General features: G+C 66.5%; 17 protein-coding genes. 9 read left to right on the forward strand and 8 right to left on the reverse strand.

Annotated features, from left to right (window positions below; genetic code table 11):
• Nucleotides 1-119 precede the first annotated feature (119 nt).
• Nucleotides 120-1445 carry a PQQ-dependent sugar dehydrogenase gene (locus GGQ89_RS06600; RefSeq protein ID WP_184105023.1) on the forward strand — a complete coding sequence of 442 codons (1326 nt, stop codon included), beginning with the start codon at nt 120-122 and terminating at the stop codon, nt 1443-1445.
• A gap of 450 nt (nt 1446-1895) precedes the next feature.
• On the opposite strand, the gene GGQ89_RS06605 is transcribed toward GGQ89_RS06600, so the two are convergent.
• A complete protein-coding gene (locus tag GGQ89_RS06605; RefSeq protein ID WP_184105025.1) occupies nt 1896-2198 on the reverse strand; it encodes a polyhydroxyalkanoic acid system family protein in 303 nt (100 codons plus the stop codon).
• A complete protein-coding gene (locus GGQ89_RS06610; RefSeq protein ID WP_184105027.1) occupies nt 2195-2626 on the reverse strand; it encodes a VOC family protein in 432 nt (143 codons plus the stop codon). The genes GGQ89_RS06605 and GGQ89_RS06610 overlap by 4 nt, the downstream gene beginning before the upstream one ends.
• 238 nt (nt 2627-2864) lie before the next feature.
• Between GGQ89_RS06610 and lnt the strand changes: the two genes are divergently transcribed.
• The 3 genes from lnt to GGQ89_RS06625 all read left to right on the forward strand — a co-directional run bounded on the left by lnt (nt 2865) and on the right by GGQ89_RS06625 (nt 6952).
• Nucleotides 2865-4403 carry an apolipoprotein N-acyltransferase gene (gene lnt / locus GGQ89_RS06615; protein WP_184105029.1) on the forward strand — a complete coding sequence of 513 codons (1539 nt, stop codon included), beginning with the start codon at nt 2865-2867 and terminating at the stop codon, nt 4401-4403.
• A gap of 41 nt (nt 4404-4444) precedes the next feature.
• Complete coding sequence (gene metK / locus GGQ89_RS06620) at nt 4445-5644, forward strand: methionine adenosyltransferase (protein WP_184105031.1); 1200 nt, start codon at nt 4445-4447, stop codon at nt 5642-5644.
• A 138-nt stretch (nt 5645-5782) separates the two neighbouring features.
• The gene (locus GGQ89_RS06625) at nt 5783-6952 is read left to right on the forward strand and encodes an acyltransferase family protein (RefSeq protein ID WP_184105033.1); all 1170 of its coding nucleotides are present in this window, start codon (nt 5783-5785) and stop codon (nt 6950-6952) included.
• Here GGQ89_RS06625 and GGQ89_RS06630 read toward each other — a convergent pair.
• Nucleotides 6906-7709 carry a formate/nitrite transporter family protein gene (locus tag GGQ89_RS06630; RefSeq protein ID WP_184105035.1) on the reverse strand — a complete coding sequence of 268 codons (804 nt, stop codon included), beginning with the start codon at nt 7707-7709 and terminating at the stop codon, nt 6906-6908. The genes GGQ89_RS06625 and GGQ89_RS06630 overlap by 47 nt on opposite strands.
• A gap of 64 nt (nt 7710-7773) precedes the next feature.
• Here GGQ89_RS06630 and trmB point away from each other — a divergent pair, with 64 nt between their 5' ends.
• Nucleotides 7774-8454, forward strand: coding sequence for a tRNA (guanosine(46)-N7)-methyltransferase TrmB (gene trmB / locus GGQ89_RS06635; protein WP_076717611.1), 681 nt, complete (start codon nt 7774-7776; stop codon nt 8452-8454).
• 51 nt (nt 8455-8505) lie between these two features.
• On the opposite strand, the gene GGQ89_RS06640 is transcribed toward trmB, so the two are convergent.
• Nucleotides 8506-9864, reverse strand: a complete 1359-nt coding sequence (locus tag GGQ89_RS06640) for a hypothetical protein (RefSeq protein ID WP_184105037.1) — start codon at nt 9862-9864, stop codon at nt 8506-8508.
• 95 nt (nt 9865-9959) lie between these two features.
• Nucleotides 9960-10172, reverse strand: coding sequence for a hypothetical protein (locus tag GGQ89_RS06645; RefSeq protein WP_184105039.1), 213 nt, complete (start codon nt 10170-10172; stop codon nt 9960-9962).
• 148 nt (nt 10173-10320) lie between these two features.
• On the opposite strand from GGQ89_RS06645, the gene GGQ89_RS06650 reads away from it, so the two are divergent.
• Nucleotides 10321-10773, forward strand: coding sequence for a hypothetical protein (locus GGQ89_RS06650; protein ID WP_184105041.1), 453 nt, complete (start codon nt 10321-10323; stop codon nt 10771-10773).
• A gap of 310 nt (nt 10774-11083) precedes the next feature.
• Nucleotides 11084-12355, forward strand: coding sequence for a methyltransferase family protein (locus tag GGQ89_RS06655; RefSeq protein WP_184105043.1), 1272 nt, complete (start codon nt 11084-11086; stop codon nt 12353-12355).
• Here the strand turns inward: GGQ89_RS06655 and GGQ89_RS06660 are convergent.
• From GGQ89_RS06660 to GGQ89_RS06670, 3 genes are read right to left on the reverse strand one after another with little or no spacing between them, the layout of a single operon-like run.
• On the reverse strand, nt 12330-12548 hold the full coding sequence (locus GGQ89_RS06660) for a hypothetical protein (protein ID WP_240456525.1): 219 nt from the start codon (nt 12546-12548) through the stop codon (nt 12330-12332). The genes GGQ89_RS06655 and GGQ89_RS06660 overlap by 26 nt on opposite strands.
• Entirely contained in the window at nt 12548-13921 is a 1374-nt protein-coding gene (locus GGQ89_RS06665; protein ID WP_184105045.1) for a glutamate--cysteine ligase, read from the reverse strand. Before GGQ89_RS06665 ends, GGQ89_RS06660 begins: the two co-directional genes overlap by 1 nt.
• A gap of 45 nt (nt 13922-13966) precedes the next feature.
• Nucleotides 13967-14710, reverse strand: coding sequence for a 16S rRNA (uracil(1498)-N(3))-methyltransferase (locus GGQ89_RS06670; protein WP_184105046.1), 744 nt, complete (start codon nt 14708-14710; stop codon nt 13967-13969).
• A gap of 77 nt (nt 14711-14787) precedes the next feature.
• On the opposite strand from GGQ89_RS06670, the gene ppk2 reads away from it, so the two are divergent.
• Both ppk2 and GGQ89_RS06680 read left to right on the forward strand, forming a co-directional pair.
• On the forward strand, nt 14788-15660 hold the full coding sequence (gene ppk2, locus GGQ89_RS06675; RefSeq protein WP_240456524.1) for a polyphosphate kinase 2: 873 nt from the start codon (nt 14788-14790) through the stop codon (nt 15658-15660).
• Complete coding sequence (locus GGQ89_RS06680; RefSeq protein ID WP_184105048.1) at nt 15624-16634, forward strand: glycosyltransferase family 2 protein; 1011 nt, start codon at nt 15624-15626, stop codon at nt 16632-16634. The genes ppk2 and GGQ89_RS06680 overlap by 37 nt, the downstream gene beginning before the upstream one ends.
• The last annotated feature ends 8 nt before the right edge of the window (nt 16635-16642 follow it).

The following is a 16642-nucleotide window of genomic DNA, read 5'->3' on the forward strand; positions in this document are numbered from 1 at the left end:
GACATGCCCTCCCAAGCCTTCAGAACGCGCCAGGATGGTGCCGTCAAAGGCCATAGAAGGCCAGCGCGACGTCACGCTTTTCCCTTCCCCCCACGCCGCGCCCACCCTATCCTCGGGCCATGCGTAAACATGTCCTGATTGTCCTCGGCATCATCGTCCTGATCGGCATCGGTGTCGTCACCTGGCTTGCCTGGCCCGACACGGCGCGGTTGAGCGTCGATCAGGTTGCGGGCGCGCGTCCGACGATCGAGACGCCGCGTGAGCAGACGATTCCCACGGTCGACATCGCCAAGCCCGTCGGCTGGGCGAACGGCGCCAAGCCGAGCGTCGCGCCGGGCTTGGCCATCCAGCCCTTTGCGAGCGGTCTCGACCATCCGCGCTGGCTGTACCAGTTGCCCAATGGCGATGTACTGGTCGCCGAAACCAACTCGCCGCCGCGGCCCGGTTCGGGGATCGTGCAGCGGGTGATGAACTTCTTCCTCGGCCGGGCGGGCGCGGCGGTGCCTTCGGCCAATCGGATCACCCTGTTGCGCGACACGAACGGGGACGGCGTGGCGGATATGAAGACGCCGTTCCTGACCGGGCTCAACTCGCCCTTCGGCATGGTGCTGTTCGACGGGCAGCTCTACATCGCCGACACCGATGCACTGGTCCGCGTGCCGTATCAGGATGGCGTGACGAAGATCGCCGCCAAGCCGGAAAAGGTCGTGCCCCTGCGCCCGGCGGGCAATCACTGGGCGCGCAACGTGATCGCCTCGGGCGACGGCAAGACGCTGTTCGTGTCGGTCGGCTCGTCGAGCAACGTCGCCGAGAATGGTCTGGATCTTGAAAAGAACCGCGCCGCGATCCTGCAGGTCTGGCCGCAGGACAAGAACTGGCGAATCTATGCGGCGGGGCTGCGCAACCCGAACGGCATGGCGCTGAACCCGGTCAACGGGCGGCTATGGACCGTGGTCAACGAGCGCGACATGCTCGGCTCCGACCTGGTGCCCGATTATTTGACCCAGGTGGAGTTCGGCGATCACTTCGGCTGGCCCTGGTATTATTGGGGCGGCTATCCCGACAATCGGGTCCAGCCGGCCAATCCGCCCCTCCAGCAATATGTGAAGCGCCCCGACTATGCGCTGGGGCCGCACGTCGCGGCGCTGGGCCTGACCTTCTCCGAGGGCGCGAAGCTGGGCGACAGGTTCGCACGCGGGGCATTCATCGGCGAGCATGGCTCGTGGAACCGCAAGCCGCCTTCGGGCTACAAGGTCGTGTTCGTGCCCTTCGCGAACGCCTTTCCCGTACCCAAAGCCAAGCCGGTCGAGGTGGTCGGCGGCTTCCTGAACACCAAGGGCGAGGCGCAGGGACGGCCCGTGGGCGTGATCGTCGACAAGACGGGCGGCCTGCTAGTCGCGGATGACGTCGGCAATGTGGTGTGGAAGGTCAGCGCGGCGAAGTAATTATTGAGCTGGAAACAGTCCCCCGCCATGGCGATCGTCACAGGGCTTTCCCCGAAAATTGCCGTTCCGGCGATCGTTGCTCTGGTCATGATCGCCACCGCAGCTGGCCTGCCCAGCATGACCCGCAGAAACGCGGGGCCAAGCTATGATTGGGGTGAACGGGTCCCGGCATCCATTTATGAATGGCCGCCGGGTTGCCTGAAACGGGACTATAGAAAGCATGATCGTCTTCCAAAGACATGCACGTACCGGCGCCGGTATAAGCTGACCAATCCTACGGACCTCGGCCTATCGGTAAGCAAGGGTGAAGTCTGGTATCGGATTGGAGATGACGCACTGTTGCTGGATTGTCAGACTTGGGGGCGGGACTGTATCATCAGGAACAGCGTTCCAGGGAAATTCACGACCGAGCGACAATAAAATAGATCGCTTGCCGCCCCGCTCGCTGCGCTACTTCAACAGCTTCGGAGCCTCCGAGCGGATCACCGCCTCCAGCTGGCCGGAAAAGAGTGCCAGGAAGGCGGGCAGGTTGACCACCGCATGGACCTTGTCCTCATAGACCGTCGCCTGTGCGCCGATCGACTGGCCCATCGCGCCAACGGTGAAGTGCATCGTGTCGCCGTCCCAGCGATGCTCGACGGTGGCGCCGCCGGGGATCATGCGGCCGATCTTGCCGATGCCGCCATCCAGCCGCTGGCGCACGCCCTCCTTGCCGAGCTTGTGCGGGATATCGAGCGAAATGGGGGCGCTCATGCGGTCATCTCCGTAGCAAAGAGCATCGCGTCGTCAGCAAAGGCCTTGAACTCTAGAGCGTTGCCGCTGGGGTCGCGGAAGAACATCGTCGCCTGCTCGCCCGGCTGGCCCTTGAACCGGACATAGGGGGCAATGCCGAAGGAGATGCCCGCCGCCTCGACGCGCGCGGCCAGTTTTTCCCAATCCGGCATGGTCAGGACGACGCCGAAATGCGGCACCGGCACCTGATGGCCGTCGACCGCATTCTCGACCGCAATTGGCTTGGCGGCGGGATCGAGATGCGCGACGATCTGATGACCGAATAGGTCGAAGTCGATCCAGTGATCGCTCGACCGGCCTTCGGGGCAGCCCATGACTTCACCATAGAAATGGCGGGCGGCGGCCAGGTCGTGGACCGGGAAGGCGAGATGGAAGGGGCGTAAGGTCATGAGGGAAAGCTAGGGTGGCGGGGCGGGTTTTTCCACCTCTTCGCGACGGGATGCCCCTCCACCATCGCTGACGCGATGGTCCCCCTCCCCAAGCCAAGCTTGGGGAGGAATGGGCTACTCAAATCCTCCCCAAGCTGTGCTTGGGGAGGGGGACCGCCCGGCACAGCCGGGTGGTGGAGGGGCATCGCCACACATCCCGCATTGCTCCTGTCACAGGCCCGCGCCATATCCTGCCGCCGTGACCCGCTATCCCGCTCTCCTCGCCCTGATCGCCGGGGCCGTCGCCGCCTGTGGCTTTGCCCCGCTGGACCTCTGGCCGCTGTTGCTGGTCGGGCTGATCGTCCTGCTCGCGCTGGTGCAGGATGCGCCCAGCATCCGGGGCGCGCTGTGGCGCGGATGGGCGTTCGGGGTCGGGCATTTCACCGTCAACAACAACTGGTTCCAGCACGCCTTCGACTTTCAGGACAAGATGCCGCCGGTGCTGGGCTATTTCGCGGCGGTCGGACTGGCGCTCTACCTCGCGATCTTCCCGATGGCGGCGGCGGGCGTGACCTGGAGGTTGCGGGGGCGGCGACCGGATGCGGCCTATGTGCTGATCTTCGGTGCGGCATGGATCGCGACCGAATATTTACGCGCGCGTCTGTTCACCGGCTATGCCTGGGACCCGTTGTCGGTCGCGTGGCTGCCAGTGATCGGCGTGGCGCGGATGAGCGCCTTTATCGGCACCTATGCCCTATCGGGTCTGACCGTGGTGCTGGCGGGCGCGATCTGGCTGGCGCTTCGCAGGCATTGGCATCTGGCGGCGGTGATGGTGCCCGCGACCGGGCTGGCCGCGCTGTCCGCTCCGCTGACCCGCGCCGCCGATCCCGCCCCTGACGCGCCGCTGGTCCGCGTCGTCCAGCCCAATGTCAGCCAGGACCAGCGCGGGCAGAGCGACGGGCCGCTGCTGCTCGAACGCCTGACGCAATTGTCGGGACGTCCCGGCCCCCGCCCCCGGCTGATCGTCTGGCCCGAGGGCGTCGTGCGCGACATGATCGAGGATGGTTACCCAGACTGGGCCTATTTCGGGTTCAACTATGCCCCGCCCTTCTGGACGCGCCGCCAGATCGCCCGCGTGCTGGGACCGCGCGACACCGCGCTGGTCGGGGGCACCGCGCTGCTCTTCTCGCCTGATCGCGCTCGGGTGAGCAGCGCGACCAACAGCGTCTTTGCGATCGGCCCTTCGGCACGGATCACCGGCCGCTACGACAAGGCGCATCTCGTGCCTTATGGCGAATATCTGCCCATGCCATGGCTGCTGAAGCCGCTGGGTCTCGCCCGCCTCGTCCCCGGCGACATGGACTTCACCCCCGGCCCCGGTCCGCGCAATCTGCGCGTGCCGGGCTTCGGGCCGGTCGGGGTACAGCTCTGCTACGAGATCATCTTCTCCGGCCAGGTAGTGGACGAAGCGCATCGCCCGCGCCTCCTCTTCAATCCGTCCAATGATGCCTGGTTCGGCCGCTGGGGCCCGCCGCAGCATCTGGCGCAGGCGCGGATGCGGGCGATCGAGGAGGGGCTGCCGATCATTCGCGCCACCCCGACCGGCATCTCGGCGATCATCGCCGCCGATGGCCGCCTGATCGCCACCGTACCCCATGAGACGGCGGGCGCGGCGCAAGCCCCCCTGCCCGCCGCCCTGCCGCCCACGCCCTTCTCGCGCATCGGCAACATGATGGCGCTGGCCATCGCCGCAGGCCTGACCGCGATCGGCGTTGCCTTCCGCCGCCGTGGCCGCTAGGACCGATATAAAGCTATCTTTATATCCTTATGAGGACGGGAATGCGGAACTCGTACATCTTTACCTCGGAATCGGTTTCCGAAGGTCACCCCGACAAGGTCGCAGACCAGATCAGCGACTCGATCGTCGACCTGTTCCTGTCCAAGGATTCGGAAGCGCGCATCGCGTGCGAGACCCTGACCACCACCAACAAGGTCGTGCTGGCGGGTGAAATCCGCTGCAAGGGCGTGTTCGAGAACGACCAGTGGGCCGAGGGCGCGCTGGAAGAGATCGAGCGGACCGTGCGCGATACCGTCAAGCGGATCGGTTACGAGCAGTCGGGCTTCCACTGGCAGACCTTCGACTTTTCGAACAACCTGCACGCCCAGTCGGCGCATATCGCGATGGGCGTGGACGAGAGCGGCAACAAGGACGAAGGCGCTGGCGACCAAGGCATCATGTTCGGTTACGCGACCGACGAGACGCCCGGACTGATGCCCGCGACCCTCTATTACAGCCACAAGATCCTGGAAAAGATGGCGGCCGACCGCCACTCCGGCGCGGCCCCCTTCCTGGAGCCCGACGCCAAGAGCCAGGTGACCCTGCGCTATGAAAACGGTGTGCCCGTCGGCGCGACCGCGATCGTCGTGTCGACCCAGCATTCGGCCGAACTGTCCAACGAAGCGGGCCAGGCCAAGCTCCGCGACTATGTGAAGTCGGTGCTGACCGACATCCTGCCCGAAGGCTGGCTGCCCGAAGACAAGCAGATCTACGTCAACCCGACCGGCCTGTTCGAAATCGGCGGCCCGGACGGTGACGCCGGTCTGACCGGCCGCAAGATCATCGTCGACACCTATGGTGGTGCGGCCCCGCATGGCGGCGGCGCGTTCAGCGGCAAGGACCCGACCAAGGTCGACCGCTCGGCGGCCTATGTCGCGCGCTACCTCGCCAAGAACGTCGTTGCGGCGGGTCTGGCCAAGCGCTGCACCATCCAGCTCTCCTACGCCATCGGCGTCGCCGAGCCGCTGTCGGTCTATGTCGACCTGCACGGCACCGGCCAGGTCGAGGAAGCCAAGCTGGAGGCCGCGCTGCCGAAGCTGGTTCGCCTGACGCCGAAGGGCATTCGCGAGCATCTGAAGCTGAACGCGCCGATCTATTCGAAGACCGCGGCTTATGGTCACTTCGGTCGCGAGGCCGAGGGCGCGCTGTTCACCTGGGAAAAGACCGACCTGGTCGACCAGATCAAGGCCGCCGTCGCCTGATCCCGTCCATCCGGTAAAGCAAAGACGCCCGTGCGGAGACGATCCGCGCGGGCGTTTTTCTTGGCCCTCGCCCAGCGCCGGAACCGCCATTTCATCAGGTCTTAACCCATATTGGGCCTGATGGCGTCGATGGCATCGATGTCGACATGGGGAAAAGAGGGCGGCCCGGTCCGTTCGGTGCCGGACGCCGGGGGCCGTGGCTATCCCGCGCTGGACGGCCTTCGCGGCCTGGCGGCGATCATCGTCGTCTATTACCATGTCACGGGCGTGGCGACCGGGTTCCGGGGCGGGATATTCGGTCATGGCTATCTGGCCGTCGACCTGTTCTTCGCGCTCAGCGGCTTCGTGCTGTTCCACGCCTATGAAGAGCGGTTCCGCCAGGGCCTGTCGGTCGGCGCGTTCCTGTGGCTGCGGTTGATCCGGCTCTATCCTCTCTATGCGATCGGCCTGTCGATCGGTCTGGCGGCGAACGGGCTTATCCTGCTGATCGACCCGACGCAGGGGATCACGGGCGGACATTTGCTGTCGAGCATCGCGACGGGGCTCGTCCTGCTGCCGTCTTTGCCCCCGACGGGAGACCTGTTCCCGCTGAACGGGCCCTGCTGGACGCTCATGCTGGAATTGATGGCCAATATCCTGATGGCGATCCTGTGGCGGCGGATCAGCGTGCGGACCATGGTCGTCCTTTGCGCAACGCTCGCAGTGATCCTGACGGTCTATGTCACCGCCCATGGCGATGTGGCGGCAGGCGACAAGTGGAGCAATCTTTTGTTCGGCCTCGTCCGCTGTGCCCTGTCCTTCTCCATCGGGATTCTGGTTCGCCTTCTCTCTGGCGGCCGAACGCCCGGGACGGCTCCGGGTAATGTCATGCTGGGCCTGCTGTGCCTCGCGCTAGCCGCCCTACTGATTTGCTCGCCCCCCGCGCAGTACGCCGGGCCCTATGATTTGGCCTTCATCCTCGTCGCGTCGCCGCTCTTCATCCTGCTGGGATCGCGCATCGCGCCGACGGGATCAACGGCCCGCCTTTGCTCCCTGTCCGGCGGGACGTCCTATGCGCTTTACGTCACGCATTGCCCCATGATCGGCGTCGTCCTTCTGTGGAGCTACACCACCGGGACGCTCGTCTATCGGGACCATCTGTTGCTGTTCGCCAGCGGCTATACGCTCGTCTTTGCCGCGCTGGCCTATGCCCTGGACCGCCTGTACGACGTTCCGGTGCGGCGTTGGCTGGGGCGCCAGCGAGGGTCGATGGCCCCGAATGCTATTCCCGTGCCTCGCCCTGTACCTGACCATGGGCGAGCAGCGTAAACAGCCCCGCCCCACCGACCAGATTGCCCAGGATCGCCGGGAGCATCAGCCCGAACATCGCCCGCTCGACGGACACCTGACCGGTGAACAGCAGCAGGAACGCCTCGTCCGCGCCGACGATCGAGTGGCTGAATCCGGCGATCGCGATGACATAGGTGATGGCCAGGATGATCCAGAAGGCCTGGGTCCGGCCATTGGGCAGGATCCAGGCGACCACCGCGATCAGGAACCCGGCTGGGATGGCGTTGACGAACGTGTCCCATCCGCCCAGCTCCAGGATACGGACCGACACCGCGACCATCGACTCGCGAATCTCGGCATTGCCCAGCGCCCCCGCCGCCACCATGCCCGCGGCCAGCGCCGTGCCGATCAGATTGGCGACCAGCACGATCCCCCAGAGCCGCAGCGTCCGCTGAAGCGCCCAGGCCGATGGCTTCGTCACCAGCGGCAGCATCGCGGTGATGGTGCTTTCGGTGAACAACTGCATCCGCCCGAGAATGACGACCAGAAACCCCACCGGATAGCCCAGCGACGCGACCAGTCCGCGCCACGGCGCCTCAGGCAGCCCGGCGTGAAGTGCGCCCTCGGCGATCAGCGAGCTGTGGATCGCGATCCCCGCCGCCAGCCCCGACCAAAACAGCGCACCGGCGGGCCGGTCCAGTTCGCTCTCCCCCGCCTCACGCACCGCGCGGTGGAGGTCCTTGGCATCGGCGGCCTTCTGCGCCTTTCCATCGGGTTGGGGAGCATCGTCTTGCATGGTGGAAGCGCAACGAGCGACCCCACCCTTGGCTCCCTGTCCGACCCGCGCTAAAGGCCCGGCGATGAACGATCCGACGACGATCCGCCGCCTTTATGGTCGGCGTCAGGGCCATAAGCTTCGCCAGGGCCAGGCCGCGCTGGTCGAAGAGATGCTGCCGACGCTGAGCGTGCCCGAGGAAGGCCCGCTGGATGCCGTGCGCCTGTTCGGCGAGGATCGGCCGCTTCAGGTCGAGATCGGCTTCGGCGCGGGCGAGCATCTGGCCGGACAGGCCGAGGCGACGCCGGGCACCGGCTTTATCGGCTGCGAGCCGTTCCTGAACGGCGTGGTCGGTGCGCTAGGCCATATCCGCGACCGCGAGCTGACCAATGTCCGCCTGCACATGGGCGACGCGCTGGAGGTGATCGAGCGGCTGCCCGATGCCAGCCTGGAGCGCGTATATCTGCTCCACCCCGATCCCTGGCCCAAGGCCCGCCACGCCAAGCGGCGGATGATGAACCACGGCCCGCTCGACACCATCGCGCGCAAGCTGAAGTCGGGTGGCGAATTCCGCCTGGGCACCGACGACCCGACCTATTGCCACTGGTCGATGATGATCATGAACGGCCGGGCCGATTTCGAATGGCAGGCCCGCACGCCCGCCGACTTCCTCACCCGCCCCGCCGACTGGCCCGAAACGCGCTACGAACGCAAGGCCCGCCGCCAGGGGCATGAGGTGTGGTATTTCCGGTATATCCGGCGGTAAGTCCTCCTCAGGATAGTGTATCGAAGCGGTCGGGGTGAAGCGCGACCCCGATCAATTCCCCTTTTCGAGCTTGTCGGCTTCCATCTCCATGGCATCGGCCAGTGCATCCATCTGCGCGTCGTCTTCCTCGGGCTTCGCCACTGCGGGTTCCGGCGGGGCGAGCGCCTTCAGGCGTGCGGCCTCGGCCTTGTACTGGCGTGCGGCGGCTTCCGCCTTGGCGACCTCGGCGTCGACCTGATCGGGGGCGACGCCCAGTTGCCGCAGGACCTCCGGGCGCTGCGGTATCGGCTGTGCCGGGTCGAAGAGAATGACGGTCGCTCCCGAGCGTTTCAGGGCGGTGCGAACGGGTTCGGCCTGCGACGCGGGCAAGGCGATGAACAGGCGAGATCCGGCGAGCGACCCGGGCCGTCCGTGTGACGCGCTGTCGATCAGCAAGCGGGCCAGGGCATCGGGTGCGTTCGGGCTGGAGAATTGATAGTCCTCCTTCTCGCTCGGCTCCATGAAAAGGGACCGGATGAGCTCGGCATTCTCGGCAAACTGCGGGTCGCCGGCTGGAGGCAGGACCCATTCGGTCCCCAGTCCGATGCTGACACCCGGCGGGGAAGCGAGGCGCTCGGCCGCCGCACACATATAGCGCGTCCACTCCAGTTCGGCGGTGCCCGTCGGCGCCGTGAGAGGCGCGAGGGTTCGGGCGCGGTCTTCCGCCTCGCTCTCCTTGGCCGATGCGATCAAGGGGGCCGCCACCGCCTGGGCCATGTCCCAGTTCGGCCCCGCCAGGGGAGCGACCGTTCCCGTCGCAAGCTCGACCGGAACGTCGAGATAGCCCCGGGGCTCGGTAGCGCCATGTGACGAGCCGGGTATGACGATCTTCAGGATGACGGACCGGCCGTCCGGCGACAGGCTGTGCTTGCCGCTCCACCAGAGCGAACTGACGCTCCGGGGCAGGATCCGGACATAATCCTCGGGCATGATATCGGCGAGCCTCAGCGACCGAACCACCGTCCCATCGGCGCGGTAGATGACGACGACATTGTCGCCGAAGCCCTTGGAATGCCAATTGTCGAACGTGACCACATAGCGTCCGTCATCGGCGACCAGGGCACTCACGGGCGACACGTCGTTGACCAGGCGCCCCTCCCAGATGCGGATCCAGGTCGTGCCGGAACGCCGTTCCCACAGCCCTCTCGCATAGGATGCGGCACCGCGCCGTTGCCCGGCCGGTTCCCTGCCCTTCACCTTGTCGGTGAAATAGGCAAGCTGATCCTGCAATCCGCGCGGAACCACGGTGAAGCGCACATTGCCGTCAGCGGATCGATAGGTTTCCTTCGTCGGCGGCGCCCAGCTGTCGGCGGATACCGGCAAGGCCCAAAGCATGGCCATCGCCACCGTGATCCCGCGCAACCATTTCATCGCTCATCCCCCCATTATCGGGGCAAGCTGACGCATTTGCGCAAGTCTGTCGAGCGTGGCCCTTTATCGTCATGGCGGCCGACGACGGCGGCGCGTTAGAGGCGAAGCTGTGTGCTCCGGTGGTCGGTACGTGCCACGTCGAGCAGCCCCGGCATGGCCGCGATCGGGCGCAGGCCCCGTCGGGTCATCTCGGCCTGGATCGCCTGGGCATCGCCGCCGCCGGGCTCGGCACTGGCCATGGCGAAGGCCAGTAGCAGCGACTCGTCGTCCATGAACTCCATGAGATCGGGGTCCAGCATCGGGTTCATCACCATCCTCCCATTCTATATCTGCATCAATAACAAGCAGATCGCCCGCTGGTTGCCAATGCCGCCGGTTTCGATGGCGATGCGCACGCCCTCTGGCGGGGCGGGGCCGCGTCGTTATAGACGGCGACCTCGGAATTTGAGGCAAGACATGGTCGATGACAGCTGGGGCGTGACGCCGCCGCGCGGCGGACTGCGCGTCCGGACGAATGACAGTTTGGAGGAGCGCGCCGCCGCACGGGCCAAGGCGCGCGAGGCACGGGCGGGCGAGCGCAGCACGCTGATGGCCGGGCGGATGGAGGCGCGCGCCGCGTTGCGCGAACGCGAGACGCTGGCCCGCGAAGCCGAACGCGCCGCCCGGCGCGAGGCGGAGGAAGCCGCCGCCGCCAGGGACCCCCATGCCGCCGCCGCCAAGCGCCACCGCACCTCGGGTCGCAAGGACGTGGTGCGCGAGCAGCGCGATACGCGGGGATACGCCACGGTGGTCGACGAGGGGCGGATTCGCGAATTGTCCAAGCGGGGGGCGTCGCTGTCGGGGCTGGCGGCGGCGTTCGGGATTACCGCCGAAGAGGTCGCGCAGATTCTGGCGACGGCGGAGGAATGATCTTCCTGGAACCGATCGACATTCATCCTCCCCCTTCTTCCCTCTCCCCTGGACAGGGGAGAGGGTTAGCGAAGCTTGCCAGCTTGCTGGCTAGCGCAGCTTGGGTGAGGGGTTGAGCGAGCCGAACGGCTCGCGCGCTCGGCCAGCGAGCGCTCCACCCCTCACCCAGCTCCGACCAAGCCTTTGCTTTCGCAAAGGCCAAGTCTGTGCAACCCTCTCCCCTCTGCGAGGGGCGAGGGAAGAAGGGCATAGCTGCATGTCGATCCACCCTAACGCCTTGCTTACCGAATTACGCTAAAGCCTGCATTCCATGGCCGATTCCGCCCCGCACTCCCCGCGCCCGCCGCGTCCCCGCTCCGCCGTCAGTCGGGGTGTCGGGCTGGCCGGGCTGGCGGGTTCGCTGGGCTGGATCGCTTTCGCGCGGTGGCGGCATCTCGACGGGCCTTATGCGGCGTTGCTGCATCTGGTCTGTGCGGGTGTGCCGATGCTGCTCTGGTCGATACTGGTCGACAAGGTGCATCGCCATGCCTCGACCGGGATCGACTGGACGAATCCCCGTCCCGCCCGTGAGACGCTGGACATCAGCCTGACCAAGCTGGCGGGGCTGTGGGCGACATTCGGCGGGATCGCGCTGATCTTCGCGACGGGGCGCTTCTATTGGCAGGGGATTTTCGCCTTTGCCATGTGGTGCCTGGGCTGGATCGCGCCGGTGTTGTTCCTGCTGTCCATCCCGTACGTCATCTGGCTCGACCGGCGGCTGGTCGAGCCGAAGGACGGTGCGTGGATGCTGGGCACATGGCTGACCGGGCAGCCGGGCGTTGATCGGCACGCCATCTACGCGCATCTGCGATCCTGGGCGGTGAAGGCGTTCTTCCTGCCCTTCATGCTCGGCGTGGTGCCGGGCGGGTTCGGGACGTTCGTGCGGACCGACCTGAGCGTCGCGCTGCACGATCCGGTGGCGCTGGCCAATTGGCTGATCACGCTGATGTTCCTGATCGACGTTGCCTTTGCGACGATCGGGTACATGCTGACCATGCGGCCGCTCGATGCGCATATCCGCTCGGCCAATCCTTATGCGGCGGCCTGGGCGGCAGCGCTGATCTGTTATCCGCCGACGATCCTGATGGGCGATAATGGGCCGCTCAACTATCGGCCGGGGACCGCCGAGTGGAGCTACTGGTTCGCGGGGCACCCGCTGGTGCTGGCGGTGACGGGCGCGGTGCTGGTCGCCCTGACTGCCATCTATGCCTGGTCGACCGTGGCGTTCGGCATCCGCTTTTCCAACTTGACGCACCGGGGCATCCTGACCCACGGGCCCTATGCGGTGTCGCGGCACCCGGCCTATCTGTCGAAGAACATCTTCTGGTGGATCGCGACGATCCCGATCCTGTCGACCGGGACCTGGGTGGATGCAGGCCGCAGCACGTTGCTGCTCGGGGTGGTCAGCGGGATCTATTACTGGCGCGCGCGGACCGAGGAGCGGCATCTGTCGGCCGATCCGGCCTATCGGGATTATTATGACTGGATGGAGCGGTACGGAGTGGTGCCGCGATTCTTCAGCTGGGTTTTGGGGCGGGGGTAGGACCTTGGCCTTCGACGGGAAGGTCCACCTTCACGGCATGGGTCTGGATCGGCATGAACGCCAGGATCAGCCCACTGGCGATCCCCAAGACCCCCCAGACATAATGCCCGCGCCGACAATCCAGAACACCGCGCACCAGACAGAACACCGAAGCCCCGACGGCGGCGATCATCCAGAGCGCGAAGACCGTCATTAAAAGCTCGCCTCGCCATACACCCGCGAGATGTCGCCGCCCCATTCGCCATGATAGCGGTCGAGCAGCACCTGCGCAGGCACCTTGCCCGAGCGGACGATCTCGCGCAGCGGATCGAGGAAGCCGGTCTCGTTATCCCCCGCCCCGTTCAACCGCCCGCGCGCCGCCAACCCGGCATGCGCGATATCGAGCACCTCGCCCGCGATATCGCGCAACCGCCCGCCCCCCGGCAGCGGCGCGTCCAGCGCCAGCTCGGGCACCGAGTCGCGCAGCGCCTGCCGCTCGTCGAGCGACCAGTCCTTGACCAGATCCCATGCCGCATCCAGCGCGCCGTTGTCGTACAACAACCCGACCCAGAGCGCGGGCAGCGCACAGATGCGGTTCCACGGACCACCATCGGCGCCGCGCATCTCCAGGAAGGTCTTCAACCGCACTTCGGGGAAGGCGGTCGAGAGGTGATCGTTCCAGTCGTCGATCGTCGGCAGCTCGCCGGGCAGGACCGACAGCTCGCCCTTCAGGAAGTCGCGGAACGACAGACCCGCCGCGTCGATATACTTGCCCTCGCGGTAGACGAAGTACATCGGCACATCGAGCGCATAGTCGGCATAGCGCTCATAGCCGAAACCCTCCTCGAACACGAAGGGCAGCATGCCGGTGCGCGCCGGGTCGGTGTCCGACCAGATATGGCTGCGGAAGGACAGCTTGCCGTTGGGCTTGCCTTCGGTGAAGGGCGAGTTGGCGAACAAGGCAGTCGCCAGCGGCTGGAGCGCCAAGCCGACGCGGAACTTCTTCACCATGTCCGCCTCGGACGCGTAGTCGAGGTTCACCTGGATCGTCGACGTCCGCAGCATCATGTCGAGGCCGAGCGAGCCGACGCGCGGCATGTGGCGCAGCATGATCGCATAGCGACCCTTGGGCATGATGGGCAGCTCGGCGCGGGTCTTGTCCGGCCACATGCCCAGCCCCAGGAAACCGACGCCCAGCTTGTCGCCCGCCGCCTTCACCTGTTGCAGGTGGCGCCCCGTCTCGGCACAGGTCTGGTGCAGATTGTCGAGCGGCGCGCCCGACAATTCGAACTGGCCCGCAGGCTCCAGGCTGATCGAGCCGTCCGCGCCGGTCAGCGCGATGACGTTGCCGCCCTCCATGACCGGTGCCCAGCCATATTGCTCCAGTTGCCCAAGCAGCGCCCGGATGCCCGAGGCTTCGTCGTAGGACGGCGCGTGATGATCGCCCAGCGCATAGACGAACTTCTCGTGCTCGGTCCCTATCCGCCAGCGATCGCTGGGTTTTTCGCCGCGCGCGAAGCTGGCGATCAACTGGTCGCGCGACTCGATGATGGCGCTCTTGGCTGTGCTCGCGGTCTTGGTGCTCATGAACCGCGCCTTACGCGGGCGCGCGCGTCCACGCCATAGGCTGAATCAACGCCAGTCCCCCGCCGCCGCCATCCAGAGGGACACCGCCGCCGCCGCCGCAGTATCGGCGCGCAGGATACGGGGGCCCAGGCCGATGCCGATGGCGGCGGGATGTGCGCGGATCGCCTCGCGCTCCTCCGCGTCGAAACCGCCCTCGGGCCCGATCAGGATCGCCGCCGGGCCGTTATGCGCGCGCATCGCCTCCAGTGCGGGCACGCCGCCGGTCTCGTCGGCGAAGAACAGCGCGCGTTCCGGCGACCAGTCGCGCAGCAGCGCCGCCAGCTTCACCGGCTCGGCCACCTCGGGCAGCGCGGTGCGGCCGCATTGTTCGGCCGCTTCGATCATGTGCGCACGCAGCCGTTCGGTATTGGGCTTGTCAACCACGGTACGGCGGGTGACGACGGGGACCAGCCTTGCCACGCCCAGCTCGCACGCCTTTTCCGCCAGCCAGTCGACCCGACCTTTTTTCAGCGGCGCGGCGCATAGCCACAGATCGGGCACCGCCTCACGCTCGCGAAGCATTTCCGTCACGTCCAGCGTCAGGTCGCGCTTGCCGACCGAGGCGGCGATGCCCAGCCACTCGCCGGTCCGGTCGTCGAACAGCTTGACCGGATCGCCGACCTTGGTCCGCATCACCGACACCAGATAATGCGCCGCCGGGCCGTCGATGCGGATCGGCCCCTCGGCCAGGGGCTGGTCGACGAACAGGCGGGGCGTGGATTGCGGCGGCCAGGCGGGGGTAGCGGGCATGGGCCTCGCTTACACGGGTCGCGCGGCACTTGCCACTTTTGCGGCTTCGGGTGTTGTCTGTCGCGAAAGGACGGACGATGGGCAAACATTACCAAGAGGAACTGGAATCGCTGCAACTCGCGCTGGTACGCACCCAGATGGCGATGGCGGGATCGGACGAACGCGTGGTGATCGTGCTGGAAGGCCGCGACGGGGCGGGCAAGGACGGCACGATCAAGCGGATCACCGAACATCTCTCGGTCCGCGCCACCCGCGTGGTCGCACTGCCCAAGCCGTCCGACCGCGAACGCACGCAATGGTATTTCCAGCGCTACGCCACGCACCTGCCCGCCGCCGGGGAAATCGTGATCTTCAACCGCAGCTGGTACAATCGTGCAGGCGTCGAGGTGGTGATGGGCTTCTCCACCGCCACCGAGCAGGAGGCGTTCCTGCGCGACGCCCCCGATTTCGAACGGATGCTGGTCGAAAGCGGCATCAGGCTGGTCAAGATCTGGCTCGACATCTCGAAGAAGGAACAGGAAGAGCGGCTGGAGGCGCGGCGCACCGATCCGCTCAAGGCGCTGAAAGTGTCGGACATGGACAAGGTCGCGCAGGCCAAATGGGCCGATTATTCGGCGGCACGCGACACGATGCTGACCCGCACCCACACCCCCTTCGCACCCTGGCATGTCGCGCGCGCCGACGACAAGAAGGATGCCCGGATCGCGATCATCCGCCACATCCTACGCGGCATCGCCCCCGCCGATATCGCGGGCGGCGTGAAGGCGCCCGACCCGGAGATCCTGTTCCCGTTCGACATGGCTGCGCTGGAGGACGGGCGGCTGGCCAAATTGGGTTACGGCCGCATTAGGCAAATCTTCACGGGGGCGGGGATAGCGTGTGAGCAAATCCCCAGCGTCGAGGATCGCCCAGGATGTTGCCCCCTGCCCCCCGTATCGCCGCGACCCTGATCGTCCGGAACGAGGCGCGCTGCCTCGCGCGCTGTCTGGAAAGCGTCGCCCCGTTCGTGGACCGCATCGTCGTGCTCGACACGGGTTCGACCGACCGAACCGTGGCCATCGCCAAGGCGGCGGGCGCCGAGGTGCATCACCTGCCCTGGCCGGACGATTTCGCCGAGGCGCGCAACCATGTGATGGCCTGCGCCGATGCCGACTGGAACCTGATGCTCGACGCCGACGAGTGGATCAGCGCGGGCGGCGAGCAGCTTCGTCGCTGGTGCGCCGGGCCGCCGCGACTGGGGTCGGTCTGCATCGAGAACGAGACGGATGGCAGCCCCCACCCGACGCGCAGCTGGATTGCCCGTCTGTTACCGCGCGGCACCTATTATGAGGGGCGCATCCACGAACAGGTCGTCTCTCCCCTGCCGATCACCCCTACCCCGCTCCATATCGGCCATGACGGCTATCTCGCGGCCCAGAAGGCCAGGAAGATCGACCGCAATTACCAGCTGTTGCAGCGCGAACTCGCCGAGCAGCCGGACAATCCCTATCTGATGTTCCAGTTCGGCATGGAAGCGCAGGCGCGGCGCGATCTTCCGACCGCCTGCGACTATCTGCAGCGCGCCCTGGCGACCGCGCCGCGCGATGCCGGGTGGCGGCACCCGCTGGTCACGAGCGCCATGACGCTGATGGCCTATATGGGGCGGCGCGACGAGGCGCTGGCGCTGGCCGATGCCGAATTCCCGCATTGGCAGCACTCGCCCGACTATTTCTGCGTACTGGGGGACATATTGTTCGATCAGGCGCTGGCCGACCCCGCACAGGCGATCGACCACTGGCTGCCGCTGGCGCAAGGGGCCTGGGAACGCTGTCTCGCAATCGGCGAGCGACCCGATCTGGACGGCAGCGTCGCCGGACGCGGCAGCTATCTGCCGCAGCAGAACCTCGACATCGTGCGGTCGCAGCTGGCGACGCTGGTCGCCTGAAATCAGAG

The organism is Sphingomonas yabuuchiae, from assembly GCF_014199595.1.
GTDB lineage: Bacteria > Pseudomonadota > Alphaproteobacteria > Sphingomonadales > Sphingomonadaceae > Sphingomonas > Sphingomonas yabuuchiae.

Bases quoted from the DNA above. Each gene is read 5' to 3' on its own strand.
- GGQ89_RS06600 (WP_184105023.1), top strand. From the start codon at position 120: ATGCGTAAACATGTCCTGATTGTCCTCGGCATCATCGTCCTGATCGGC.
- GGQ89_RS06605 (WP_184105025.1), bottom strand. From the start codon at position 2,198: ATGAGCGCCCCCATTTCGCTCGATATCCCGCACAAGCTCGGCAAGGAG.
- GGQ89_RS06610 (WP_184105027.1), bottom strand. From the start codon at position 2,626: ATGACCTTACGCCCCTTCCATCTCGCCTTCCCGGTCCACGACCTGGCC.
- metK (WP_184105031.1), top strand. From the start codon at position 4,445: ATGCGGAACTCGTACATCTTTACCTCGGAATCGGTTTCCGAAGGTCAC.
- GGQ89_RS06625 (WP_184105033.1), top strand. From the start codon at position 5,783: ATGTCGACATGGGGAAAAGAGGGCGGCCCGGTCCGTTCGGTGCCGGAC.
- GGQ89_RS06630 (WP_184105035.1), bottom strand. From the start codon at position 7,709: ATGCAAGACGATGCTCCCCAACCCGATGGAAAGGCGCAGAAGGCCGCC.
- trmB (WP_076717611.1), top strand. From the start codon at position 7,774: ATGAACGATCCGACGACGATCCGCCGCCTTTATGGTCGGCGTCAGGGC.
- GGQ89_RS06640 (WP_184105037.1), bottom strand. From the start codon at position 9,864: ATGAAATGGTTGCGCGGGATCACGGTGGCGATGGCCATGCTTTGGGCC.
- GGQ89_RS06645 (WP_184105039.1), bottom strand. From the start codon at position 10,172: ATGAACCCGATGCTGGACCCCGATCTCATGGAGTTCATGGACGACGAG.
- GGQ89_RS06650 (WP_184105041.1), top strand. From the start codon at position 10,321: ATGGTCGATGACAGCTGGGGCGTGACGCCGCCGCGCGGCGGACTGCGC.
- GGQ89_RS06655 (WP_184105043.1), top strand. From the start codon at position 11,084: ATGGCCGATTCCGCCCCGCACTCCCCGCGCCCGCCGCGTCCCCGCTCC.
- GGQ89_RS06660 (WP_240456525.1), bottom strand. From the start codon at position 12,548: ATGACGGTCTTCGCGCTCTGGATGATCGCCGCCGTCGGGGCTTCGGTG.
- GGQ89_RS06665 (WP_184105045.1), bottom strand. From the start codon at position 13,921: ATGAGCACCAAGACCGCGAGCACAGCCAAGAGCGCCATCATCGAGTCG.
- GGQ89_RS06670 (WP_184105046.1), bottom strand. From the start codon at position 14,710: ATGCCCGCTACCCCCGCCTGGCCGCCGCAATCCACGCCCCGCCTGTTC.
- ppk2 (WP_240456524.1), top strand. From the start codon at position 14,788: ATGGGCAAACATTACCAAGAGGAACTGGAATCGCTGCAACTCGCGCTG.
- GGQ89_RS06680 (WP_184105048.1), top strand. From the start codon at position 15,624: ATGTTGCCCCCTGCCCCCCGTATCGCCGCGACCCTGATCGTCCGGAAC.